The sequence below is a fragment of the Paraburkholderia sp. USG1 genome (genome assembly GCF_031570135.1).
Classification (GTDB): Bacteria; Pseudomonadota; Gammaproteobacteria; order Burkholderiales; family Burkholderiaceae; genus Paraburkholderia; species Paraburkholderia dioscoreae.
Window position 1 is genome coordinate 16,567 of sequence record NZ_JAMWXW010000048.1, and the last position, 23,933, is coordinate 40,499.

The window sequence follows — 23,933 nt, forward strand, 5'->3', positions numbered from 1 at the left end:
GCCAAGTCTCCGGCACGGTGGCGTACGGACACCCTGTGGCCGGGCAAACCGTCGAGGCGATTGACACGCAAGGCAATGTCTGCGCCAAAGCCACCACAGCCACCGATGGCACCTATGCCATGAGTACCACGAACTGTGCGCCAGGATCGGCTGCAATCACGGTATTGGGGTACACCACGCCGAACGGAGCGCCATTGATGGCCGTTGCGGTTCCCCCGCAGGGGTCACGCGTCATCAACGGCGTGGTGAACATCGATCCCCTGACCACATTGCTATCCTATGACGCGGCTGGCCTGGCCTCGTCTGCAGCCCTCCCGGCCACGAGCGGACAAGTGTTGGCGTTGCTGTCGCAGATTACCGCGACGCAATACCTGCAGGCGAAGGCCAATATTCTGACGGCGTCGCTGCTACAAGCCTTGAGTGGTAACGGCGTAAGCACCACAGGATTTGATCCCACAACGACCCCGTTTGTCGCTAATGGTCAGGAGCTGGACGGATTCTTTGACGGCAATCCTTTGTCCGCCCCGACGCCTTCCAGCGTGCAGATTGCAGCGCCCACATCGGCTGGCCCGCTGGTCAAGGTTACATTGCCCATGACGACGGGCACTCAGTCGTCGGTCACCTCGGTATCGTCCTACACGCTCGGTGGCAGGGTTTTCGGACTGTCAGGCGGATCGCTGACGTTGCTGCTCAATGGCGGCAGCGCCTTGACGATCCACTCCGATGGCACGTTTACGTTTCCGGTGGAGATCAGCAGCACCTACGCCGTCACCGTGGGCGCCCAGCCCTCCGGGCGGACCTGCACGGTCTCCAATGGTGTGGGCGCTGGCGTTACCGCCAATGTCTCGAACGTTACCGTGACCTGCTCAGCCAACACCTTTGTTATCGGTGGCACGGTCTCGGGCCTGGCTACGGGCAGTCAGGTCACGCTGAACAACAATGGCGCGGATCCAACAATTGTCGCGGCCAACGGCAGCTTCACATTCGCCACACCGGTGGCCTATAACAGCGGCTACGCGGTCACAGTCGGTACCCAGCCCACTGGGCAGACTTGCACCGTCTCCAATGGCACGGGCGCCGGCGTCACCGCGAATACCTCGAACGTGAGCGTGACCTGCTCAGCCAACACCTACGTTATCGGTGGCACGGTCTCGGGCCTGGCCAGCGGCACTCAGGTCACGCTGAACAATAATGCAGCTGATCCAACCACTGTCACAGTCAACGGCAGCTTCACCTTTGCCACGCCGGTGGCGTACAACGGCAGCTACGCCGTTACCGTCGGCACTCAGCCCGCCGGGCAGACCTGCACCGTCTCCAACGGCTCGGGCGCGGGTGTGAGCGTCAATGTGACGAGCGTTGCCGTGAGTTGCGTGACCACACCTGCCAAAACCAGTTTCATTTACATACCTGACTACACAAACAACCGCATACTGGGATACACCTACAACCATACGACTGGGGACGTAGGGGCTGCAGCCGGTGGAATTTTTCCGGCCGGTACCTATCCGCGTTGGGTTACCACCAACCCTGCGGGCACTTTCCTGTACGCAGCCAACAATAATTCGAACAACATTTCCGCCTACACCGTCGATGCCACAACCGGCGCACTGACCCAGGTCGCCGGTAGCCCATTTGCATCCGGCACCTCGCCCAATGGCATGGTCGTGAACCCAGCCGGCACGCTGCTGTTCGTGGTCAATTCGAACGGCCCAAGCGTGTCGGTGTATTCGATCAACCAGATCAGCGGTGCACTCACCCCAGTAGGCTCCCCCTACATAGTCGGCTCGGCGCCCACCCGCCTGGCGATCACGCCCAACGGTCAGTTTCTGTATGTGCTGAACCAGAACAGTCACGACATCTCGGGTTTCGCCGTGGACTCCACGACCGGGGTGCTGACCCCGATCAGCGGCGGCCCCTTCAGCGACACCGGCGCGGTCAACCAAGGCGGCTACGGTATTACCGTCAATCCTGCGGGGACTGTGCTATACGTGGTGAACTGGGAAGCTAACATCACGGCCCTCGCCATCGACGCGACGAGCGGGGCGCTGACTCCGGTGAGCGGCAGCCCGTTCACGGCCACGACAAACTACACCGGATGGGGCTGGCAAAGTGCATCCCTGAGCCCGGACGGCAAGCTGCTGTTCGCCAGTACCGGCAACGGCGGCAACCTGCTGACGTATTCGGTCGACGCAACGACCGGCGCGCTGACCCAACTGACCTCCGACAGCTACGGAGCCTACGGTAACGCGGGCACCAATTTCACCGTTCCAGACCCTACAGGCAAGTACCTGTACGTGAGTAACGCTTTGGCGATCTACGGATCAGTCGTTTCGATCGATCCGGCCACCGGGGCTCTGCAGGATCTGGCCGGTAGCCCGTTCGGCGTCGGCGCTCGCCCGTTCGATCTTGCCGTAGTCAATCCCTGACCGGGGCGCTGTGTTGGCCGCAAATGCCTACGCCGGCAGATCGTTCTTCAGGTTCTTGTAAAGCTCGACCAGATAGTCGGGCAGCGCGAAGCGCAGTCCGAAGTCGGCGCGCGTCTGACCGTTCACGACCGTTCATGTCACTCAGCACCGGAAAACCCAGTTCGTTGGTGCGCACCGACTTGCGGCTAGTGAGCGGTGTCTGCGGTGAGATCGCCACGACGTTCGCGCCATATGTCTGAATTTGCGGCAGCACTTCGTTGATCGCCTGCAATTCGATATTGCAGTACGGGCACCAGGCGCCGCGATAGAACGTCACGACCAGTGGCCCCTTCAGGAGCAGCGCTGCGGAAGACACGTCGTTGCCATCCTGATCTTTCAGGTTGAAGTGCGGCGCGCGATCACCGGCCTTAATGGCTCCGGCGGCCTGCCCGCTCGCAATCAGTTCTGCGATGGCGCGTTCCATCACCGGATGAATTTCCGGCGGCGCGCTATACGGTGGCTTCCCCCCTTGAAGTCGGTACGGAAGGCGTCCAGCCTCACGGACTGACGCGTAAGATCAAAAAAAAACCGCCCGACAAAGTCGGACGGTTTTTCGCCATACACATGCCGCAAAGCGGCGGGAAATTACTGTCCAGGCGAACCAATCGATGCAGGTTTAAGCGGCTCGGCTATACCGCCGTGCACGCCAACCACTGCCTCAACGTAGTTTGGCGTCGTTGGCGAAACGGTATCCCACACGGCGGAGACCTTCGCATTGCCGCCAACGAAAACGGCACCAGCATGGTTTCCGGCCGCAACGAGGCTGGCATCTGCACCCGTGGCCGTTGGAATCGCTTTCGTCGTGCCGTCTCCCTGCGCCGCAGCGATCGGCGTCCCGTAGTTCATTGCAGCCGCGACATTACCGTTCGCGTCATAGACGATTACCGCATCGCCTTTACCCAAACCGATCGGATTTGCCGGATCGTTATTGACGTTCAGCATCACAACGACCGGAACCGTGCCGGCGAGTCCCCAGGTTGTGCGGAACGTATTGTCGTCCGTGCCGGGCACACCTGGAACAACGACCAGATGTTCACCTGGTGCGAGCATCGTACCCGCCACAAATGCCGCGCTATTGTTGGCATCGTTGACGTCGGCATGATTGTCGCCCCACTTCCAGCCGGTCAGATCAATTGCCGCGCTGCCGTAGTTGTAGATTTCAAAGAAATCCTGGCCTCCGTCTGCGTTCGAGTTCACCTCCGAGATCAGGACGGTCGGCGCCGGCGCACCTGCCGCTGCAGTGGTGAAACTCTGCGTCGTGCCCGCATATGCGTTGCCATACAGGTCGCTGATAACGCCGTTGGCCAATTTTACGGTGTAGCGAGAGCTATCCTGCAGCGGTGTCGTCAAGGTGATGCTCACCCGGGCGCCGTTGAATTTGACCTGGGTCGTGTCGTCAACGGACACATTACGCGTATCGGAGCCGTTGCTGATAACAATGTTACCTGTGCCCGCCTGCACGACTTCACTGAACGACAATGTCATGTGGTTGCCGATAATGCCTGTCGCGCCATCTACCGGCGCGGTGCTGGTCAATGTCGGGGCGGTGTGGTCAACAGTACCAATCGCCTTGAACGAGAATGTCGATAAGTCGGTCACGGCAGAAACATCGTTCCCCGCTGTGGTCTTGATCGCCCCAGTCGGATACGTGATGTGGTAGGTGGTGCCGGCAACCATGTAGAACTTCGGATGAATCTTCATCACACTACCGCTGAACGTCACTTGCGATGTGTCGCTCACAGGAATCGACCGGGTGTCGTCGGCGCCATTACTGAGAACGATATTACCCGCACCCGCCTTCACCGATTGATCGAACGTCAGGTAGAGGTTGCTGCCCATGCCGACATTGTTCGTGCCGGTGGTTGGCTTGAAGATGGTCAGGCCCGGCAGACTCGGTCCCGCAGCCTGTTCACCGACCGCATAAATGGTGCCGTCCGGGCCCATCGTCACACCCTCGTTCTGGGCCGTGGCACTCATATACAAGCTGCTCAGCAACTTGCCGGTACGATCCATCTTGACGATCTTGCCATCCGGCGCACCGATGATGATGACACTGTCGTAATCCGGAGCGTTGGCCGGTGCGATATTCGACAACGAGAAAACGTCATTGAACGCAGAAAGGCCGGTCTTGGCCGCATCGAACAACACCGGCGGATTGTCTGTCGTTGGCAAGATGGGCGTGCCGTTCGATGCCGTCGCCGACCCGCCTGAAAAATTGACCGCCATCTGGAAAATGCTGGTCGGCTGCGACTGGCGCACGGCAATGTAGCCGCCTGTTTTGGTATCGAAAGTAACACCCTCAATACCGACGTTGGCAACCGTTGTACCCAATTTGACGGACTGCACGTCTGCTCTGCGCAGTGTTCCGCCTGGAACGTAAGTGAACAGATCGACTTGACGAAGACGCTCTTCCACCAATACGAACTTGCCGCCACCGGCATAAGTGATGCCTTCGGTGTCCTCGAAGTCGCCGGCATTGAGCGTCATGGAATCGATAACGTGACCATCGCTCTTTGCAACCTGTACGACTGAAGTGGCACCGTCGCCAACCACAAACAGCGAATCGGTATCCTTGTCATAGGTCACGCCGGATGCCTCTGCGTTCAACAGATTGGTGCCGGTCGTAGCGTACTGCAGAGGAAACATTGCTGTCTGCGTGTAGCTATTCAAGTCATAGGTGCTTTGCGGATCGGCAAATGCAAGCGCAGGGATTTTGCGATCTACCGCAGGCACAGTGGTATTGCCGCCACTGTCACCAGCAGTGCTGCTGCCAATATCGCCCCCGCCACATGCGCTAAGACCGGCTGCGAGAATCGCAGAAATTAAGAGTTTTGTTTTCACGGTACGGTAAGAAGTTGAAAGGTCGGTAAGAATTCGCGACCATAACGGACTTGTGTTGCGTCTTCGTGACTGATGAAACGGTACGAAAGACCTGACGGGGGCGACCTGTCACATGCTGTATCCGCGGAGCACCGCCTCCATTGCCGTACCCTTTTGCTCACTTGCCGCCGGTGACATCGAGAAACGTGCCGGTGATGAAAGACGCCTCGGCGCTTGCCAGCCATAGGATCGCCCGCGCAACCTCTTCAGGCTGACCGCCTCTTCCCATCGGGATCGAGTCCTTGACGCGATCCACTCGTCCCGGCTCGCCGCCGCTTGCATGCATGTCGGTGTAGATGTGGCCGGGGCGAATGCAGTTGACGCGTATCCCTTCCCGCGCGACTTCTTTTGCAAAGCCGGTAGTGAATGTCTCAAGCGCACCCTTCGACGCAGCATAGTCGACATATTCGTTTGGACTGCCAAGCCTGGCCGATGCCGATGAAACGTTGATCACGACACCGCCTCGGCCATTGTGACGATGCGACATCCGCTTCACCGCCTGCTGCGCACAGAGGATAGGGCCGATCGAGTTGACCGCGAAGATACGCTGCATCCGCTCGAATTCGAGATCCTCCAGCCGGGATTGCTGCGCAATGATCGCGGCGTTATTCACCAGCACGTCGATCCGGCCGAACTTCCGGTCGATCGCGGCGAATAGCTGAGCGACCTGCTCAGGATCTGCGCTGTCTGCGCGCACGGCTAAAGCCCGGCGTCCGACAGCTTCCACATCAGCCGCTACCGCGAGAGCGGCAGACTCGTCGGAGACGAAGCTTATCGCTACATCGTAACCGTGTGCGGCAGCGAGCCGCGCAGTCGCCGCGCCTACGCCACGGCCTCCGCCTGTTATCAGAATCAACGGGACCTGCGGGACGGTATTCATTTAGCGAACCTCTGCGTGACGGTGAGATGACGCCTCTTCAGCGCAATCGCGATGATGCATGCGGGTTCCGGTCCGGGGAGGGGGCGGGCGGTTGCTTCAGGAGGCGACAAGAAGAATATCTGTCTGGTGGTGGTCCGGCAAACCAGATAAATTGATGAATCGCGTTAGCTAAACTCTTGTGACACATCGCGCGCGATTAACGTCTTCCAGCCCGCATGAGCGGCCAGCCGATCTGCACGACAACGGCTTCGCCGCCGCTTCACTGCAACTCCCTCACCGTCGCGTCCAGATTCGCCGCGATCTCGCGAGCGCGCTGCTTCTCGTCATCGCCCATGCGTTCGGACAGTCTCGCCTCGACGATCCTGATTGCGGCGGCGTACGCCGGCACGCCGTCACGGGCTTCGAAACCAGCCCGCGCGCGGGCGATCCAGGCGGCACCGAGCGCACGGTCGCGCGGAACGCCGTTGCCGGTCAGAAAGCGCATGCCGACGCCGTATTGCATCAGCGGATTGCCGAGCAATGCCTCATTCAGGCACGACAAACCGTCCCAGCGCCGGCGCAGTTCGCCGACGGGCGCGAGCGAATCGTCGCTCCACAGGTTCGACGCCGCATCGGCCGGGACCAGCCAACGCCGCTCATTGCTGCCGAGGCCCGTTTCCGTGCCCGCCGCCAGCGCGTGCAAGGCGAGCGCAATCTGCGACTGCTCGGCCCCGCCTCGCGCGCCCTGGCGATGAAGTTGCATTGCACGCGCCGGCTCGCGCTGCGCGAGCAGCCCAATCTCGTACAAGGTCGCGAGATCGCTGGCAGCCCAGTCGTCGCCAGCGGCCATCGCTTTTTCGAGCCAGACACGGCCCGCAGCCGGATCACGCCCGACGCCGCGGCCATACGCATAAGCGACGCCCACCATCCGTTTGGCTTCCGCGTCGGCCGGCGCCGCCTTCGATGCCCACGCAAAGGCCTCGTATTCGTCGACGCGGCCGCCCAGGCCCGTCAACAGGTGCCACGCCAGCGAGCTTTGAGCGGAGGCATTGCCCTGATCCGCCGCGCGCCGGAACCAGTATGTCGCCGCTGACAGATCGGGCGCGACACCATCGCCGAGATCGTAGCTGTCGCCCAGTATCGACTGGTACTTCGGATCGCCCCGGTCCGCGACTTTCCACTGCCAGTACGCCCGGCTAGTGTCATTGGCGACGCCGTTGCGCGCGTCGGCGAGAATGCTCATCGCAAGCACGTTGCCGCTGCGCGATGCGGCCTGACACCAGCGCGCCGCGTAATCGGGACGACGCTGCACGCCGGGGCTTCCATATGCGTACGCGCTGCAAAGCCATGCCTGCGATGCCGGGTCGCCGAGCTGCGCGCCCTGCGAGAACCAGCTCAGCGCGACACCGGAATCCTGCTTGCCCGCAATGCCGCGCGCGTACGTATAGCCGAGCGCCGCGTAAGCTGCGGGAACGCGGCGCTGCGCTGCCGCTTCGAGCCACTCGACGCCCGTCTTGCCCGACAAAGACTGACCATGCTCGGTCAGATAAGCGCCGAGCGACACGCTGCTCGCGGGATCGCCCGCGTTTGTCGCGAGCGTCAGGTAGTGCAGGCCGAGAGGCTCGTCACGCGGCACCTCGGTGCCCGCAAGATATTGATTGCCGATCCAGCGCGCCGCCTCCACGTTGCCGTGGTCCGCCGCGAAGCGATACCAGCGCAGCGCCAGCGCTTTGTCGACTGGTGTGCCTTGCCCCTTCCACGCCATTGCGGCGGCGGTGACCGCCGCCTCTTCGCTGCCGCGCCCGGCGCCCTGGCTCGCCAGTTTGAACGCCTTGCCGAAGTCGACCGGCTCGCCTTCTCCGCGCAATGCATAGATCGCGAGATTGAACGAGGCGACGCCGAGCCCCTGCGCGTGCGCTTTCTCGAACCACGTGCGAGCTTCGGCGGAATCCTTGTGCGTGCCCCAGCCTTCACGGAACATCACGCCGAGGTCGTTCTGCGCTGTCGCCAGTCCTGCATCCGCTGCGCCGCGCATCCAGCCGATGGCTGCCTCCAGATCGACCGGACCGCCGCGACCGGTGCGATAGAGGTCCGCGAGTGCAAAACGTGCGGCGGCGTCGCCTTCGACCGCTGCCTTCCGGTACCACGAACGTGCCAGCACGTCGTTCCTCGCGACACCCGTGCCGGTTGCATAGAGGTCGCCCATTCTGCGCTGCGCATAGACCCAACCTTGCCTTGCCGCGTGCGACATCAGATCGACACCGCGGTGCGCGTCACGCTGTACACCAACGCCGCTGAGATACGCGTCGCCTAGCGCCGCCTCGGCGCCGGTGTTGCCCTGGCGCACGGCTTCGCGCAACCATCCGGCGCCGTTCCCGGCGTCGCGCGGCACGCCTTCGCCGCGCAACAACGCGAGGCCGAGCAGGAACTGCGCGCCCGCATCGCCGCCGCTCGCGCCGCGGATCATCCACGAAGCGGCGACAGCCGGATCTTTCGGCACGCCGCGCCCGAGCGCGGCGAATTGCGCCGCATTGGCCGCGCCGTTCGCCGAGCCACCCTCTGCGGCTTGAACGAAGTACCTGTATGCGGCGGCGTTATCGACCGGCTGGCCTTCTCCGTTCGCGCTCATTGCACCGAGCACCGTGGCCGACGTCGCATCACCGTCTGCGGCAGCCGATTCGAACCACTGGCGCGCAGCGAGATAGTCCTGTGGAACCGCGGTGCCGTTGCGATAGAGGTTGCCGAGCATGCGGCGTGCGAGCAGCGAGCCGTCGAGCGCCGACGACTTGAGGATCGCCACGCCTGTCGCGGTGTCACGCTCACCGCCATAGCCGTACGTCACCATCTGGCCGTAGATGGCCCGCGCGGTCAGGTTGCCTTGCGCCGCCTCGTTCATGCATCGCGCGCGTTCGTCTTTCGGCTTTTCGAATGGCGTGACGCTCCAGGTGCGATTGTCGAGCATCAATGCACAAGGCGTCGTGCGGTTCTCGAGCGCCAACCGTGGATCCGCGGCGTGAAACCGGGCGCCTGAAAGTACCGCAGCGGTATCCGCATGCGGCGATGCCGGCAACGCCATTGCCATTGCCGTAAAAGGCAGACCTGCCAGCGCCGCGAGCAGCAGCGCGCCGGCATCGCGACGCGCCCCGTTGCGCGATTTTTGTCGCACCCTCATGGCTGCTGGATCGTCACGTTTCTGATGATGGCGTCGGTCCGGCCGTCCTTGTCGTCAATCGATGTCGTCCACGCAATGCCGTAGTTCACGAGTAACGACGCATCGAAGCGCACTGTCTCGCCGCGCTTCGTCACCGACTGGCAATGCAGACCGACCGCGTCTCCGTCGAGCGACCTGAAAAGCGTGGATGCGGGAACCGTCTTGCCGACCTCGCACGTCCGCGAGGTCTCGCCTTTCTCCGATGGCAGCGGAAGAGCCAGCTCGATGCTGCGCCCTTCGACAAGCGGTCGGCTCGCTGTGGCGACCGCTGCATCGTCCTTTAGCGTGCCGAGCGGCATCAGCTCGCGGGTTCCGACGGTTTGCGTCAGCAGACTCGCGACGCCGTAGCTCAAGCAGAAGTCTGACCAGTCCAGTCGAGCGGAATCCGCAGCCGGCGTCACCAGTTCGGCGATCACGCCATTATTTCGACGGTTCACGAAAGTGTCCTTGAACGGCGTCGGCTGGTTGGGCGTCGACGGGTTCTTCCATTCGGCATCGACGACAAGACGCGAGAACGGCAAAGGGCGGCTGCCGTTCTGCGGCAACTTCCGGCGAATCGAATCGGGCATGCGCCGCTCGTCGAACATGTCGTCCAGGTAGGCGTAGGGGTCGGCCAATACTTTCGCGCGTGCCGATGGCTTGTGGTCCATGATCTGGAAGAGCTCGTACGTCGCGGCCTGGCGCGATGCGGGCGGCAATCCGTCGACCGCGTCGACGGCAACGCGAATCAACTCGCAGGCATTCGACGGACCCTTCGCGCTGAATTGCGACGGCACTTTCGATTCGAGTTCCGTATCGGCATCGAGCAGTTCCGCGGTGGTGTATCGCTCGTCGTTCGAGTCGAGCGTGCTGCGATCGACTGAAATCTCCATGATTTCCAGCAGATTCTGGAAACTTTGCGTGGAGAGGGTTTTCGCCATCAGAAAGAAGTCGCGTCCGTTGGCGGCGAGCGCGTCGCAGTCGCTCTTCGGCCCTTGCGCCAGGCTTTTTAACAGGTGCAGCACGCGCAAGCGATCGTCCGGTGACAACTGCCCGCCGAACATCCCTCGCGTTTGCGACCAATTGCTGAGCCGGTTCCGGAACTCCGGGTCGGCCGCAATCCGCGTGACCAGCTTGACGAGCAACTGGCCCTTTTCCGAATCGGGATCGAGTCCTGCCTGTCCGACGATCTGGCGGATACGCTCGCTGGTCAGGGCCGCTGGACCGGCCGGCACGGTTGTCTGCGCTTCCGATGCCGGTGCGACAGGCTGCGTGCTTCGCATATCCAGCGCATTTGCGCTTACTGCCGTGAAAAACAGCATCACCCCGTAGAAACTGGTCTTGAGCTTCATCTTGTTCGAATGTGCACTACGAAAATGTGAACGGAACCGCGCGCGCGGAGGCGCGCCGGTTCATTCAAGCGGCATGCATGACGTGGATGTGGCCGTATGGATATCGGCAAGATGACGGGAGTTCTTGAGAGGCGTTGCTTTGCTTTCATCCAGCTTTTCGCCAAACGTGCCGGTCGAATGCGAAGCGGGAGTTGAGTTTGCCGGATGACGCCTGGAATCGCCGCATGTCGTCGAGTCCGGTTTTACAGGCACGAGAAGACGCTGACCCCGTAGGTCTTGCATGGAAGAAAGGATGACAGGGGGATTCTGAGCGACGCGACGGGTCATGTGCTGCGGATTGCCGTTAGCCGGCGAAACGCCCAACTCCGGGCGGCTAAGCTGGCAACATGAATCGTGGACAGTCAGCGTGCTTCCGCCCTGCGCGCCTTCTCGAACGGTGTCTCATTCAGGGTAACGCTTATTACGAACGCATTACCCACTCGGGTTTCGGCAACCGTTCAGGCGCTGATATTGATGATCGAGCCGGCCGCGACACCTTGTGCCGTACCAGCGCTCGCAGCCGCTTGTACTGGGGAAGAACTGGCCATTGCGCTCACCACGCCGACTGCGCCTGGTACGTGATGGTGATGCACGCTTTTCGCGGAACTGCTCTGTGACGTCGTTGCCGACTTCAGGTGCGCCGCAAAACTCGACTGACTTGACTCGCTCGCGGAGCCTTTGCCCGTTAGCATCGACAGCCCGGAACTGATGGCGCTGGTTACGCCGCCGAGTAGGGTAGACGCTGCACCGAGTGGAATCATATTCACATCCGTCAGAATGGGGTAATTGAAATGCCTGCGCCCTCGGACTATACCGCGTTTTCCCGCGATTCGAGAGCCAAACTGCGGTTCGGCAATGCCGGGGCGACTAGCGGACAGATCCCTGAGCCAGTGCGGCAAGGATGGCATTGGTGAGTTCAAGCAGGGCCGAGTGATAGCCGGCATGCAAGGGCACGTCGTCCATTAGCGACATCGCGTCCTCGATACCTTGCCGGAATGACAGCGCGACCTCGGCGCGCTGCGACGTTGTGAGCTGGGGCAGGGCCGCGTCGAGAAATTTGCCTAGCACCATCGCTCGTGCCCCAAGCATGCTCACGGTCTCCATGTTGGCGGTCACGAGCCGGCTCATTTTCTCCAGCGCCGCGTCGGCATTGTCCAATTTCAGACTCCTCAGAACGCCTGCCAATCCACGGAACTGGTGTCGGTCGCGATCACGGCGTTCTTGTCCGCCGTCACAACCGGTGCCGTCTTGGCCGGCGTTGCACGCGAAGGCGTGCGAGCGGCAGGTGCCGGACGACGCGTTACCGCTCGCGAAACAGCCGGGCGCGACGCGGATACGCCGCGGTCGTCGAGCTTGAAGACGGCCACCGCGTCACGCAACGCCTGGGCCTGCTGCGCCATCGACTGCGTAGCGGCCGACGCTTCCTCGACCAGCGCGGCGTTCTGCTGGGTCACCTGGTCCATCTGGCTGACCGCCTGACTGACCTGTTCGACACCCGTGCTCTGCTGCGCCGACGCCGCGGCCATCTCGCCCATGATGTCCGTCACGCGCTTGACCGACTGGACCACATCGTTGATCGTGCTGCCCGCTTCCTCGACGAGCTTCGAGCCGGTATCCACCCGGCTCGCCGAGTCGTCGATCAGATCCTTGATTTCCTTGGCCGCGCTTGCACTGCGCTGGGCGAGCGTGCGCACCTCGCCGGCCACGACCGCGAACCCTCGCCCCTGTTCACCGGCGCGGGCAGCTTCGACCGCGGCATTGAGCGCAAGGATGTTGGTCTGGAACGCGATGCCCTCGATCACGGTGATGATCTCGGCCACCTTGGCCGAACTGTCGGAGATGCCATGCATGGTTTCGACCACCCGTCCGACCACGTCGCCGCCGCGCCGTGCAATGTCCGATGCGGTATTGGCCAACGTCATCGCCTGCCTTGCGTTGTCCGCGTTATGACGGACCGTGCCGGCCAGTTCCTCCATGCTCGAGGCCGTTTCCTCCAGTGAAGCTGCCTGCTCTTCGGTGCGCGCGGACAAGTCCGCGTTGCCGGACGCGATTTCAGCGCTAGCCGTCGCCACGCTTTCCGCATTGCTGCGGACACTGCGTACCACCTCGGTCAGCGAATTCTGCATGGCACCCAGCGTACTCAGCAACGGCGATATCTCGTCAGCGTGGGAATCGACGACCGTAACCGTAAAATTGCCGTCCCGAACCCGTTCAGCCACTCTCTGCGCTTCGGCGACGCGGCTACGAAGGCAGCTTCCTATGTACCACGAGAGCGCAATGAGACCGACCGCGATAGCAGTCACGAGGCTCACCAGCAGCAATCGCGTCCACTGCAAGGCTTTTTCAATGTCCGAGACCTGGCCGCCGAGTTGTTCGCCTTGTCTGGCCCGCTCCTCGCCCAGCCATTTTTGAATGCGCGCGAAGGTGGGGATGGTTTGTGCCGTCAACATCTGGAACGCTTCGTCACGGTGGCCGTCCTGAACCAGCCGAAGATTGGCTTCCGCCACCGGCCAGGCGTCGGCCTGCATTTTGAGCCAGACATTGCGGAAGGCGTCTCTTCCTGCTTCGTCAGTAATGTTGCTGAAAAACGCATCGTCGTTGCGACGAATCTGTTGACGTTCCGCGTCGATATTCCGCGCGGCGGCCTGTACGTCGTCGGCTGACGACACCAGCATCGCATGGCGCAAATCCAGTAGTACCTGTGTCACGCCGAGTTCGGTGCTTGCAATGCGCTCCAACTGCTGCATTCGCACATTGCCCGCGTTGGCTGCGATCCGCTGCGCGTCGGTCAGCTGGATCCAGGAGATGACAGCGACTGCTGTCAGAGCAACGATCAGTGCGGCCGAGACGGCATAGAGTCGGTGAGTCAGGCTGAAGCGCGCGAAGAGTTTCATGACGGAATGAATGGAGGAATCGAACGAGTGGCAAACTCCCTTGGCCAGGAGACGCCACGAAGCCCACTGGCCTGAGTGTGCGGCAGAACACTTATGCATAACGGCTCAAGATCGGCCGGCATTAGTACTGGAGTTCGGGACGGTGCCTTACGGAAATCGCAAAATACTGGCCAACCGTGTGTGATAGGAGGAGGCGCGGATACGACGGGAGAACGGCGCCAGAGGTCGGGACTGGAGCCCGGCGGCGAGGAGCACAGGAGACGATCGGCGGCTGGTGTTTCTTTACATTCAGGGCGGTGAGCTGGGTAGCTGGCGATTCGTTGCCGACGCGGTCGCTCCGAGCGACATCCGGGGAAAGATGTCGATGTAATTCGCGATTGCTAACGGGTTCGCACGAAGATACGACGCTGCGAGGCCATCGGAAATGGCCTCGCAGTTTCAGAAGGGCTTCATCAAAGCGAGCGGCGGGCATCCGGTTGCGACGACGCGCACTACGCGGTCGTCACACCGGATACGCCGCCGCCCGTTACGCAGCCACCGCGATGCCGAAGATATGCATCTTCCCGGCGCTGACGTTAACGGGCAGCGTCACGCTCTTCACGGTCTTGCCTGGATTGATCGCGACCGCCTGCGAGAACAGGTAGCTCTTCGTGTTGTCCTGGCTGCCCGTCGGGGTGTTGCGATAGGGCATCATCGCCACGACCGTGTTCGTCAACGTGCCGCCGCCGCCGTTCAACGTGCCGTCGTCCAGCGTCAGCGAGGCGGACGTGCTACTGCCATCGGTGTAGTTGACCACCACCGTGCCCGTGCTCGGCCCGTTGCCCGACGCGCCGAGAAACACGAGGCTCGAACCCGTCGAACCCGCTGGCATGTCGATCGTCTGACCGGCCACGACCACGTTGTCGAGCGCCTGCTGGTTCTTCGTGAGATTGACCGGTAGCGAGAACGTCGCGCCGAGTGTCGTCACGGTGCCCGACGCTCCGATCACGCCTGCCAGCGCCGTCGATGAATAACTGTTCAGGCTTCCGTCGAATGCCGCGCCGAGGCCGGTATTCGCAATGCTGCCGTTCAGACTGAAGCCCTGGTTGTTATACGCGTCGGCGATGCTCGCGTACTCGGGCAGACCGAATGACGGCGGCAGATCCGACGCGTCCGTGCCCCAGGAGGAAGCCGAGGCGCCCATCCCATAGACCAGCGACCCGCCGTTCGCCACGTCGGAGAACGACAGCCACGGCGTATTGACCGCCTTGCCGTTCACCTGCAGCGACTGCACGTAGTTCGAGTTCGGCGCGCCGGCTGCGCTGATCGTGATCGTCTTGCCGTTCTCGAGCGTGATCGTCGCCGCTGAGACCTGCGGGCTATGCAGCGCGAAACCCGCCACGCCCGGAACCTCCGGATACATGCCGATCATCGCCCATATGTACCAGCTCGACATCGCACCCATGTCGTCGTTGCCCGGCAGGCCGCCCGGCGTCGCCGCAAACTGCGTCGTGACGATGTCCTTGATCAGATCGGCCGTCTTCGACGGCGCGCCGGCCCAGTTGTACACCCACGGAATCGCGAACGAAGGCTCGTTGCCGATGTACAGGTTCGCCGCGCCATTGCCGGCATTGAGCGCGGTGCGCAGCGAGTCGAGTCGTGTCTGTACCGTGCTGTTGCCACCGAGCAGATTCACGAGGCCGGTCAGGTTCCAGGGCACCATCCATGTGTACTGCTCCGCGCTACCCTGATCGTAGTTGTCGGTACTGGTCTGGGTTTCGTTCGCGTATGCGCCGTTCGTCGAGCGTGCTTCGAGCAGCGGCGGCGTGGACGCCGTGTTGATCGAATACTGCCAGCCGGCCGAGCGGCCCAGCGCCTGCTTCGCCATCCACGCGTTGCCGAGCGCGGCCGCGAACTGCGATGCGGCGAAGTCGGTCTGGTTGTATTCGAGGCTCGACGACGCAATCGCGGTTTCTCCCGACGTGATGTAGCCGAACTTCAGATACGTCGAGCGGCCGCCGTTCACGCCGATCGTCGTGCCGGACGCGTTCTTGCAGACCGCCAGGTTGTTCGTGTTCAACTGCGCCATGATGTGGTTCAGCGCACCTGTCGTGTCGAAGTTGTGCGACCCGAATGCATACGCGGTCGCGACGATGTTCGTGCCGCCGTCGCCGACCATCGTGCCGGAGTCGTAATTGTCGTTGACCCAGCGCGGAATGGCGCCGCACTGATCCGCATCGTTCAGCAGCGACTGCACCATGTCGCCGGTCTCGGTCGGATACAGCATCGCGCGCAGCGGCATCTGCGAACGATAGACGTCCCAGTTCGAGAAGCCGGAGTACTGCGCGTTCTGGCCGCTGACCACCGTATGGGGCGTGCCGTCGAAGCCCAGATACTGGCCGTTCACGTCGCTGAAAATGCTCGGCGCCCACAGCGCGTGGTAGAGCGCGGTGTAGAAGTTCGTCATCGACGTGGTCGAGCCCGGCGTGACGACGATCGAGTGCAGGCGCTGGTTCCAGGCCGTGTCGGCGGCGTTCTTGACCGCGTCGAAGTCCCAGCCGGCGTTTTCGGTGTCGAGATTGAGCTTCGCGTTCGCCATGCTGACGTACGAGACGCCGACCTTGACGAGCACCGGCGCGCCCGGCGCGAAGGACAGGGTCGCGACGCCGCTGCTGACCGTCGATGTGGACAAGATCGGCTGGTTGAACTCGGCGTAGAAATAGACCGGCACGCGGCTCGCCGCGCCTTCGAAGTTACCGCCCACCGTATAGCCTGATAACGCGGTGCTCGACACCTGCGTAACGGCGCCCGTCGTTGCCGTCAGCGTGTTGGTGTGCGTGGTGTCGATCCGGATGAACTCAGGACCGTTCGCCGGGAACGTAAAGCGCCCAAAGCCCGTACGCAGCGTTGCGGTCAGCTCGACTTTCACCGAGTTGTCGAGCGCCACGGCGTAATAACCCGGCTTCGCCATCTCGTTCGCGTGCGAGAACGTCGGCGTCAGGTTGGCGAGCGTGGTGGTCGCGACGAACGGGATTTCGCCGTTGTTGCCCTGGCCGCCCGTGCCGCTCATGTGGGTCAGGCTGAAACCCGCGATCGAGTTGAGGTCGTAGTAGTAGCCCGGCGGCGAGCCGGGTTCGGCGGTGCTGCTCGACGCCGGCGTCGTGTTGGTATCGGGGCCCCACTGCACCATGCCCGACGGCAACCCGGCCGCCGGCAGCGTGTTGCCGCCCGCGCCATGTGCCGTCGGCGTCGGCGAGGTGCCCGGCGCCGTGCCGATCAACGGGTTGACGTACTGTGTCAGCGACGCCTCAACCGGTGGGGTCGACGAGCCGCCGCCCGAGGTGGACGTGCCGCCGCCCGAAGGCGAAGATGGTTGCGATCCACCCGACGACGAAGAAGGCGACGGCGCGCTGTTCGAGCCTCCGCATGCCGCAAATATTAAGGATATGGCTATCCCTACGGCTCCATTCCGTATTTTTTTTAACATGATTTACCCGGTAATTAAACGATATCCGGCCTGTTTGGCGGCGCCGAATTTTTTTATTCTGCTGCTGTTTTCAAGTTGCGCCAATGAGCCGGACATAGCCGTTCATTGCGCGGGTCAAGGGAGTAACTTTTCGGGCAGTTGCATTAAATTGAAAACTTATTGGTGTGAAACAAAGGCCCGATTATTCGCCTGAAATATAACGATTTTGTTTAGGTTTCGTTTAAGCGATATGACTTGGAATTTTGAAAGCTTTAACGGAAAAGACACGGCTGCCGCAGGGTCATTGCCGGCCAGGCAACACCCGCCCCCGAATGAGCCTAGGCACGTGCGTTCAGCGCGTCGACACAAGCAGCCGCACCGGCGTTACTTTTCGCGCCGATCATTGCCATCACCCATCAATCCCGGTTCCGCAAAGCCATAACGCCCCGGCGTGGTTCCCGTCGCCCGCCTGAACATGTCGATAAACGCACTGACGTTGTCATAGCCCAGTTCCAACGCGATGGTCGTCACGCTAACGCCATCGGCAACCAGTTCCAGCGCGCGAAGCAGTCGCGCCTGCGCGCGCCACTGGGCGAAACTCATCCCCGTTTCCGCGGAGAACTTCCGGCTCAGCGTGCGCGGCGAAAGGCCGGCCCACTCGGCCCATTGTTCGAGACGACGGCAGTCTGACAGATCACGGGCCAATGCGTCCGTAATGCGCAGGAGCCGCGCATCTTCAGGTGCGGGCAAACCCAATGATGCCGCCTGCGACGCCGCCAGCTCGTCGAGGATGACTTCCGCGATGCGGCTTCGCTGCGCATCGAGCCGCGTGCCGTCCCAGCTCGCCGCGCGGCGAACCGCCGCGCGCAACAGCGATGTCGTGCGGATCGCGCGAGGCTCGTCCGGCAGTTCGGCGCACCTTTGCTCGGCGATGAACACGCTCCACCCCGAGAACGGACCGTGCGAGCGGACCGAATGCTCGCAGTGCGGCGGAATCCAGATTGCGTGAATCGCGGGTACGACCCATTGCTGCCGGTTCACGCCGACCGAGACAAGCCCGCTCAACGCGCCCATCAACTGCCCACGCGCGTGACTATGCGACGCGGTCGCGCGGGATTCGCGTTGCGTGAGTTCTGCCGCGGCTAGAAAAGGCCCCTCGGGCGACGTGACGAGCTCTGGGCGAATAAGCGGAGTATTCATGGCCGGAAAACCGTATCGAATGGCCTTTATACCGCAGACAGGCCGATACCGCAGACATAGACTGGACCTACTATCACTTTTGAGGAGTTCAGTCCGATGCGAGCCGATCAGCTTCTTCCCGACCATGTCGATCATATCGACGTTCACGGCGCGACGATCCGCAAGGGCACCATCGCGGCGTTTCTAGCCAACGCGCTTGTCTGGAGCGACGCGCATGCAAGCGAGCCGGCACGCGCGCAGGCCGCCGCCGATATTGTCGATGCGCTGCCGGCGTTGCGCGCGTCAGGGCTTTTCGGTGTGCTCGAAATTCGCGATCCCGAATTGCGAGCGTGGATCGATACGCAACTGGCCGGCTTGCAGTCTGACGAGGTGTGCTCATGAAAGCGGCAGTCGTTACACAAGCGGGCCGCGTGCCGGTCTATGCCGAGTTCGATGCGCCGGTGGCCACGGCGGGTTACGTCCTGATCGACGTCGAAGCTTCGGCATTGAGCCATGTGACGCGCGCCAGGGCGTCCGGCTCGCATTATTCGTCGTCGGGACGGTTTCCTTTCGTTGCAGGTGTCGACGGCGTAGGCCGCCGCGAAGACGGTACGCGCGTCTACTTCTTCGGACCCAGAGAGCCGTCGGGCGGTCTCGCGCAGCGAACCCTCGTGCCTGAAGTGCAGTGTTTCGCGATTCCCGACACGCTTGATTCTGTCACCGCCGCAGCTATCGCAATTCCGGGCATGTCGTCGTGGGCGGCGCTCACCGAACGCGCGAAGTTCGTTGCAGGCGAGACGGTGCTGGTCAACGGCGCGACGGGAGCATCGGGACGCCTCGCGGTGCAGATCGCGAAGCATCTGGGCGCCGGCAAGGTGATCGCAACGGGGCGTCATCCGCAAACGCTCGCCGGGTTGAAATCTGTAGGCGCCGACTGCGTGATCCCGCTCGATCAGGACGAACCGTCATTGCATCGCGCACTTGAGCCGCATTTTCGTGAAGGCGTCGACGTCGTGCTCGACTACCTGTGGGGCCCGAGCGCGCAAACGCTGCTGACAGGCGCGGCCCGATTGCTTCCCGACGGTTATCCCATGCGTTTCGTGCAGATCGGCTCGATTGGCGGAGAGACGCTCGCCCTGCCTGGCGCCGTGCTGCGCGCCTCCGCGATCGCTTTGCTTGGCAGCGGTATCGGTAGCATCCCATTCGAGCGGCTTCTGCACGCGGCGGGCGAAGTTCTGCGCGCCGCAGTTCCATCGCGGTTCGAGATTGCAACGCGGGCAGTGCCATTGTCCGAGCTTGCCGTGCATTGGGAGAATGACGGAAATCGTTCACGCACCGTGTTTACCATGCATCCGTGACGGGACAGGAAAGTGCGAGAATTACCGCAAAAAATAATGCGATTCGACGCCGTTCAAGTGATTTGAACCCCGGTGCGTGCAAGCGGACACTGCGAGGCACTGCGCCGGCCCTTCTGCGAAGGAGTGCTAGTCGTGACCCAAATCTTCAGCGATGCCCTGCATGAGCAACTCGGAATGTGGCCGATAGCGTATATACCCTACGGCGGCGCCGATTTCGGCGAAGTCCGGAGTGTGGCGCGGGCGATAGGCGACGGCGACGACAATGCCTTTTACGACGCGTGGACAGAGGCGGCGGACAGGATGATGGACGAAGGGCGCGTCGCCGAGGCGCATGGACACCGGATCAGCGCCCGCGAGTATTACCTGCGCGCGGCGTGTTTCTATGCGAAGGCCTTCCATCCTCATTTTGGCTATCCCGTGGATCCGCGGATCTTCGAATCTTCGCGGTGGCAGATCGACGCATTCAATCGGGCACTGGCGCTCGGCGATGATCCGGTCGAGCCGGTTCGCATTCCGTTCGAAGCGTCGTCGATGCTCGCGTATGTCATCACTGCGCAGGGCCGGCCAAACGAACGCCGTCCCCTGCTTATCCTGACCAACGGCTACGACGGAACCATTACGGACCCGTTCTTCGCATCGGCGGTTGCGGCTTCACGGCGCGGATACCACTGCCTGATTTTCGACGGCCCGGGACAGGGAACCACACTTATCGACCAGGGCATCCACATGCGTCCGGATTGGGAGACCGTGATCAGGGCTGTTGTGGATTTCGCGCTAACGCTGCCTAACGTCGACTCGAGCCGTATCGTATCGAGCGGCTGGAGCCTTGGCGGTTATCTTTCACCGCGCGCCGCATCTGGTGAGCCCCGTCTCGCCGCGTGCGTGGCCGATCCCGCGCAGTCTTGCATTGCCGATGGCTTTCGCGCATACGCCATCAAACTGGGGGCGACGCCCGAACAGGCGGCTCAGCTTAGCTTGCTTCCAGACGCATTGATCGAGCGCATGGAAGAAATAATCGCCCACGACCGGAAGCTGACCTGGAGCTTTTTGAAGCGTGGATATTGGGTGAATGGAGCGAGCAATCTGCGTGAGTATCTTGCATCCGTAGAGCAATTCACGATGTCTGGACGCATCGAAAACATTCAATGCCCGACGCTTTTTACGCTGGCCGAAGATGATCCGCTCGCGAGCGGAACGCAGGCATTCTTCGACGCGTTGCGCTGCCCCAAAAAACTGCTTCGTTTCAACAAGGCCCAAGGCGCAGGGGATCATTGCGAAATGACCAATCGCTCTCTTCTTAACCGGAAGGTGCTCGACTGGCTAGACGAGGTGTTATAGCGTGTTCGATGGTTTTGTCCGGCAGCGTCGGCTGTTGCTGCCGGACAGAACCATCAATCAAATAGCAAAGCGATCACAGCGAGCGCTCGATTGCCTGCCCGAGCAGCGCCAGCCCGAGGTCGATTTCATCTTCGTGGACGGTCAACGGAGGGGCGATCCGGAAGACGCCGCCCATACCGGGCAACTGCACGATATTCATGCTGAGCCCGAGGTTCATGCACTCGCGGGTAATCTTTGCGCCAAGTCCATCCGCCGGTTCCTTCGTGCGGCGGTCCTTGACGATCTCCATGCCGAGTAGCAGCCCTCGTCCGCGAATGTCGCCGATGCACTCGAAGCGTTCCATCAGGTCCAGCAGGCCGCGCCTGAGTCGTTCGCCCATCAGGTTCGCACGCGCAACCAGCCCTTCACGCTCGACCACATCCAGCACCCGCAGACCGACGGCTGCGGGAAGCGGATCGGACACATGGGTCGTATAGAACAGGTAACCCAATTCATGAGCCCGCTCTTCTATCTGTGCGGAGGTCACGACGGCCGCGAGCGGCAGGCCGGCGCCGAGCGTTTTCGACAGGGTGAGAATATCGGGTGTGACGCCGTCGCGCTGACAGGCGAACATCGTGCCGGTGCGACCGATGCCGGTTTGCGCTTCGTCGAGGATCAGCAGCATGCCGCGCTCCTCGCATTTGCGCTTCAGCGCAGCCATGTAGCCTTCCGGCAACTCGATGATTCCGCCGGAACTGAGAATCGGCTCTGCAATGAAGGCCGCGAGGTTGCCGCTCGACTGACGATCGATGAGGTCGAATGCGTAGTCCAGTTCCGCCAGGTAATCGTATTGACCGTTGCGCTCGAAACGCGGCCGGTACGGGAACGGAGCGGGGATCGCAAACGAGCCGACGGCAGCCGGACCGACGCCCTTGCGACCGGCGCTGTAGGTTGCGGATGCCGCCCCGCCTGTCATGCCGTGCCACGACTGCGCGAAACCGACGATTTCATATTTACCGGTGACCAGTTTCGCCATGCGGATGGCGGCCTCGTTCGACTCCGCTCCCGTACTGAGCAACAGTGCCCGGTCGAGTCCGTCAGGCGTGATCTCAGCCAGGCGGGTCGCGAGATCGACCACGGGCCGCGAAAGCATGCCGCTGAACAGGTGGTCGAGCTTGCCGGCGTATTCGTTGATGACCGACACGATGTCCGGATGGCTGTGCCCAAGCACCGCGCTCATCTGCCCCGAGGTGAAGTCCAGGATCGCGCGACCGTCCGCGTCATAGACGAAGCTGCCCTGTGCGCGCTCGATGATCATCGGCTCGAAAGTACCGCCGTAGCGGATAAGGTGCTGCCTGGCGTTGCGCCAGAACGCTGCGTCATTGTTCAGGGACACCGTGCTTCTCCTTGACTGTGGCGGGAATACTTGCAGTCTAGAGGGCTCTCTGGTTTCATAGAACCTAATAGTTCTTATGGCAGATAGAAGTGGGCCTAATATCTTGAGTCTTTCACTCGAAATCGATTTGCTGCGTTCGTTTATCGTGGTTGCCGAAGTCCGGGCACTCAGCCGCGCGGCCAGCCGGATCGGCCGGACCCAGTCCGCGCTGAGTCAGCAGATGAAGCGCCTCGAAGAAATCGTCGAGCAGCCGCTGTTCCAGCGCACGGGTCGCGGCGTGGTGCTGACGAACCCCGGCGAACGCCTGTTGATTCACGCCCAGCGTATTCTGCGACTGCACGACGAGGCAATGGCCGATCTGTCCGGCAAAGGGCTTTCGGGGACGATCCGGTTCGGCTGCCCGGACGACTACGCCGCCGTTTTCCTCCCGCATCTGCTGCGGCAGTTCTCGAGCCAACACCCTCATGCGCTGGTGGAGGTCGTTTGCGCCCCCACTCCGCGCCTGCTTGAACAACTGGAGATGCATGCGCTGGATCTTGCGATGATTTCTCTGCCGGAGAACGCGACGGATGACGACATCATCCGTCGCGAACCGCTGGTCTGGGTCGGCTGTCCGGGAATGGATTCCGCCCACTTCGACCCGTTGCCGCTGGCGGTTTCCGATCCCGACACGCTCGACCATGTGGCGGCGTGCGAAGCGCTGCGACGCGCGGGGAGGGCCTACCGCATTGCCTATGCGAGCAGCAGTCTGGCCGGTCTGACGGCGCTGGTCCGCTCGGGGCAGGCGTTTGCCGTCATCACGCAGACTGCCGTTGCCGCGGATCTTCACATACTCAATGGCGATCCGGCGCTTCCGCCGTTGCCCACCATTGGCATTACGCTGAAGTTCGAGCGCAAGCGTCCCGCCCATCTGATCACGGCATTCGCGGAACACATCAGACTGACGCTGCCGTTGCTGTGATCGATCGGATCCGATAGAGGGCGGAAGGAGCTATTTGCCGATTGTCGCGCTCAGTCCAGCAGCCTGTCTCGTTGCACTTTACCGAAATGGAGCGCGAGGAAGATCCCGATGGCAAGGGCGCCTGCGAGTCCGGCTGCCGCATTCAGGCCAATCTCCAACGTGTTCGCATGGCGCGCCACGATCAGAAGCCCGATGACGAGGTTGGCAAATCCCCAAAGCACATTGACCAACGGCGGAGAATTTCCGACACCTCTCGGCCGGGCAAAGGGCGTGGGGAAGGGAAGCCCCTGCAATCCGGAAGCGAGGTGTGGAACGCTGTTGCACAGAAGCGCCCCGGCGAGAAACAGCCAGACCTGCTGCATTTGATTACCTCGATGTTGGTTGAAAAATGAAAGTGGTTGACGGACTGTGATCGGATCGTCGTGTCTGCAATATTTGAGAGGATATCCTCTCAAATAGAATAGAGATCACATTGGAGTGTGTCAACGAAACTAAAATTATCCATAAAAGAAGGCAGAGAAATTGAAAGAGAGCCCGTCTATCATGACGTGATAATATGCGAGGAATTACTCTCAAATCCTCAAATATTGGTCAATCT

The 23,933-nt window shown here is 61.9% G+C and carries 17 protein-coding genes; 5 read left to right on the top strand and 12 right to left on the bottom strand.

Annotation, left to right across the window (positions count from 1 at the left end):
- Positions 1–35 precede the first annotated feature (35 nt).
- Positions 36–2,426, top strand: a complete 2,391-nt coding sequence (locus NE850_RS37040; protein WP_157187670.1) for a beta-propeller fold lactonase family protein — start codon at positions 36–38, stop codon at positions 2,424–2,426.
- Here NE850_RS37040 and NE850_RS37045 read toward each other — a convergent pair.
- The 10 genes from NE850_RS37045 to NE850_RS37090 all read right to left on the bottom strand — a co-directional run bounded on the left by NE850_RS37045 (position 2,416) and on the right by NE850_RS37090 (position 18,324).
- On the bottom strand, positions 2,416–2,889 hold the full coding sequence (locus NE850_RS37045) for a peroxiredoxin family protein (RefSeq protein ID WP_405044924.1): 474 nt from the start codon (positions 2,887–2,889) through the stop codon (positions 2,416–2,418). The two genes, NE850_RS37040 and NE850_RS37045, sit on opposite strands and share 11 nt — an antisense overlap.
- 161 nt (positions 2,890–3,050) lie before the next feature.
- A complete protein-coding gene (locus tag NE850_RS37050; protein WP_310700227.1) occupies positions 3,051–5,306 on the bottom strand; it encodes an SdiA-regulated domain-containing protein in 2,256 nt (751 codons plus the stop codon).
- A gap of 157 nt (positions 5,307–5,463) precedes the next feature.
- Entirely contained in the window at positions 5,464–6,225 is a 762-nt protein-coding gene (locus NE850_RS37055; protein ID WP_007176050.1) for a glucose 1-dehydrogenase, read from the bottom strand.
- A 259-nt stretch (positions 6,226–6,484) separates the two neighbouring features.
- Entirely contained in the window at positions 6,485–9,376 is a 2,892-nt protein-coding gene (locus NE850_RS37060) for an SEL1-like repeat protein (RefSeq protein WP_310700228.1), read from the bottom strand.
- Positions 9,373–10,746 (bottom strand): hypothetical protein, encoded by a 1,374-nt coding sequence (locus NE850_RS37065; RefSeq protein ID WP_310700229.1) that lies wholly within the window; start codon positions 10,744–10,746, stop codon positions 9,373–9,375. Before NE850_RS37065 ends, NE850_RS37060 begins: the two co-directional genes overlap by 4 nt.
- Before the next feature lie 497 nt (positions 10,747–11,243).
- Positions 11,244–11,546 (bottom strand): hypothetical protein, encoded by a 303-nt coding sequence (locus tag NE850_RS37070; RefSeq protein ID WP_007176053.1) that lies wholly within the window; start codon positions 11,544–11,546, stop codon positions 11,244–11,246.
- A 106-nt stretch (positions 11,547–11,652) separates the two neighbouring features.
- Complete coding sequence (locus tag NE850_RS37075) at positions 11,653–11,943, bottom strand: hypothetical protein (protein WP_007176054.1); 291 nt, start codon at positions 11,941–11,943, stop codon at positions 11,653–11,655.
- Positions 11,944–11,954: 11 nt separating this feature from the next.
- Positions 11,955–13,679, bottom strand: a complete 1,725-nt coding sequence (locus NE850_RS37080; protein ID WP_310700230.1) for a methyl-accepting chemotaxis protein — start codon at positions 13,677–13,679, stop codon at positions 11,955–11,957.
- 526 nt (positions 13,680–14,205) lie between these two features.
- Complete coding sequence (locus tag NE850_RS37085; RefSeq protein ID WP_007176056.1) at positions 14,206–17,145, bottom strand: GH92 family glycosyl hydrolase; 2,940 nt, start codon at positions 17,143–17,145, stop codon at positions 14,206–14,208.
- A gap of 363 nt (positions 17,146–17,508) precedes the next feature.
- The gene (locus NE850_RS37090; protein WP_007176057.1) at positions 17,509–18,324 is read right to left on the bottom strand and encodes a helix-turn-helix domain-containing protein; all 816 of its coding nucleotides are present in this window, start codon (positions 18,322–18,324) and stop codon (positions 17,509–17,511) included.
- A 96-nt stretch (positions 18,325–18,420) separates the two neighbouring features.
- Between NE850_RS37090 and NE850_RS37095 the strand changes: the two genes are divergently transcribed.
- From NE850_RS37095 to NE850_RS37105, 3 genes are all read left to right on the top strand, one after another.
- Positions 18,421–18,705, top strand: coding sequence for a hypothetical protein (locus NE850_RS37095; RefSeq protein ID WP_007176058.1), 285 nt, complete (start codon positions 18,421–18,423; stop codon positions 18,703–18,705).
- Positions 18,702–19,661, top strand: a complete 960-nt coding sequence (locus NE850_RS37100; RefSeq protein ID WP_007176059.1) for a zinc-binding alcohol dehydrogenase family protein — start codon at positions 18,702–18,704, stop codon at positions 19,659–19,661. Before NE850_RS37095 ends, NE850_RS37100 begins: the two co-directional genes overlap by 4 nt.
- 132 nt (positions 19,662–19,793) lie before the next feature.
- A complete protein-coding gene (locus NE850_RS37105) occupies positions 19,794–20,999 on the top strand; it encodes a S9 family peptidase (protein WP_007176060.1) in 1,206 nt (401 codons plus the stop codon).
- 73 nt (positions 21,000–21,072) lie between these two features.
- Here NE850_RS37105 and NE850_RS37110 read toward each other — a convergent pair whose 3' ends face one another.
- Complete coding sequence (locus tag NE850_RS37110) at positions 21,073–22,374, bottom strand: aspartate aminotransferase family protein (protein WP_165187686.1); 1,302 nt, start codon at positions 22,372–22,374, stop codon at positions 21,073–21,075.
- A 76-nt stretch (positions 22,375–22,450) separates the two neighbouring features.
- On the opposite strand from NE850_RS37110, the gene NE850_RS37115 reads away from it, so the two are divergent.
- Positions 22,451–23,335 carry a LysR family transcriptional regulator gene (locus tag NE850_RS37115; protein ID WP_007176062.1) on the top strand — a complete coding sequence of 295 codons (885 nt, stop codon included), beginning with the start codon at positions 22,451–22,453 and terminating at the stop codon, positions 23,333–23,335.
- A 50-nt stretch (positions 23,336–23,385) separates the two neighbouring features.
- Here the strand turns inward: NE850_RS37115 and NE850_RS37120 are convergent, their stop codons facing one another.
- Positions 23,386–23,697: a hypothetical protein gene (locus NE850_RS37120; RefSeq protein ID WP_007176063.1), complete on the bottom strand. Its 312-nt coding sequence runs from the start codon at positions 23,695–23,697 to the stop codon at positions 23,386–23,388.
- Between the last annotated feature and the right edge of the window lie 236 nt (positions 23,698–23,933).

Coding starts and splice junctions, on each gene's coding strand:
- NE850_RS37045 (WP_405044924.1), bottom strand. CDS start 2,889: ATGGAACGCGCCATCGCAGAACTGATTGCGAGCGGGCAGGCCGCCGGA.
- NE850_RS37055 (WP_007176050.1), bottom strand. CDS start 6,225: ATGAATACCGTCCCGCAGGTCCCGTTGATTCTGATAACAGGCGGAGGC.
- NE850_RS37060 (WP_310700228.1), bottom strand. CDS start 9,376: ATGAGGGTGCGACAAAAATCGCGCAACGGGGCGCGTCGCGATGCCGGC.
- NE850_RS37065 (WP_310700229.1), bottom strand. CDS start 10,746: ATGAAGCTCAAGACCAGTTTCTACGGGGTGATGCTGTTTTTCACGGCA.
- NE850_RS37070 (WP_007176053.1), bottom strand. CDS start 11,546: ATGATTCCACTCGGTGCAGCGTCTACCCTACTCGGCGGCGTAACCAGC.
- NE850_RS37080 (WP_310700230.1), bottom strand. CDS start 13,679: ATGAAACTCTTCGCGCGCTTCAGCCTGACTCACCGACTCTATGCCGTC.
- NE850_RS37085 (WP_007176056.1), bottom strand. CDS start 17,145: ATGTTAAAAAAAATACGGAATGGAGCCGTAGGGATAGCCATATCCTTA.
- NE850_RS37090 (WP_007176057.1), bottom strand. CDS start 18,324: ATGAATACTCCGCTTATTCGCCCAGAGCTCGTCACGTCGCCCGAGGGG.
- NE850_RS37095 (WP_007176058.1), top strand. CDS start 18,421: ATGCGAGCCGATCAGCTTCTTCCCGACCATGTCGATCATATCGACGTT.
- NE850_RS37100 (WP_007176059.1), top strand. CDS start 18,702: ATGAAAGCGGCAGTCGTTACACAAGCGGGCCGCGTGCCGGTCTATGCC.
- NE850_RS37115 (WP_007176062.1), top strand. CDS start 22,451: ATGGCAGATAGAAGTGGGCCTAATATCTTGAGTCTTTCACTCGAAATC.
- NE850_RS37120 (WP_007176063.1), bottom strand. CDS start 23,697: ATGCAGCAGGTCTGGCTGTTTCTCGCCGGGGCGCTTCTGTGCAACAGC.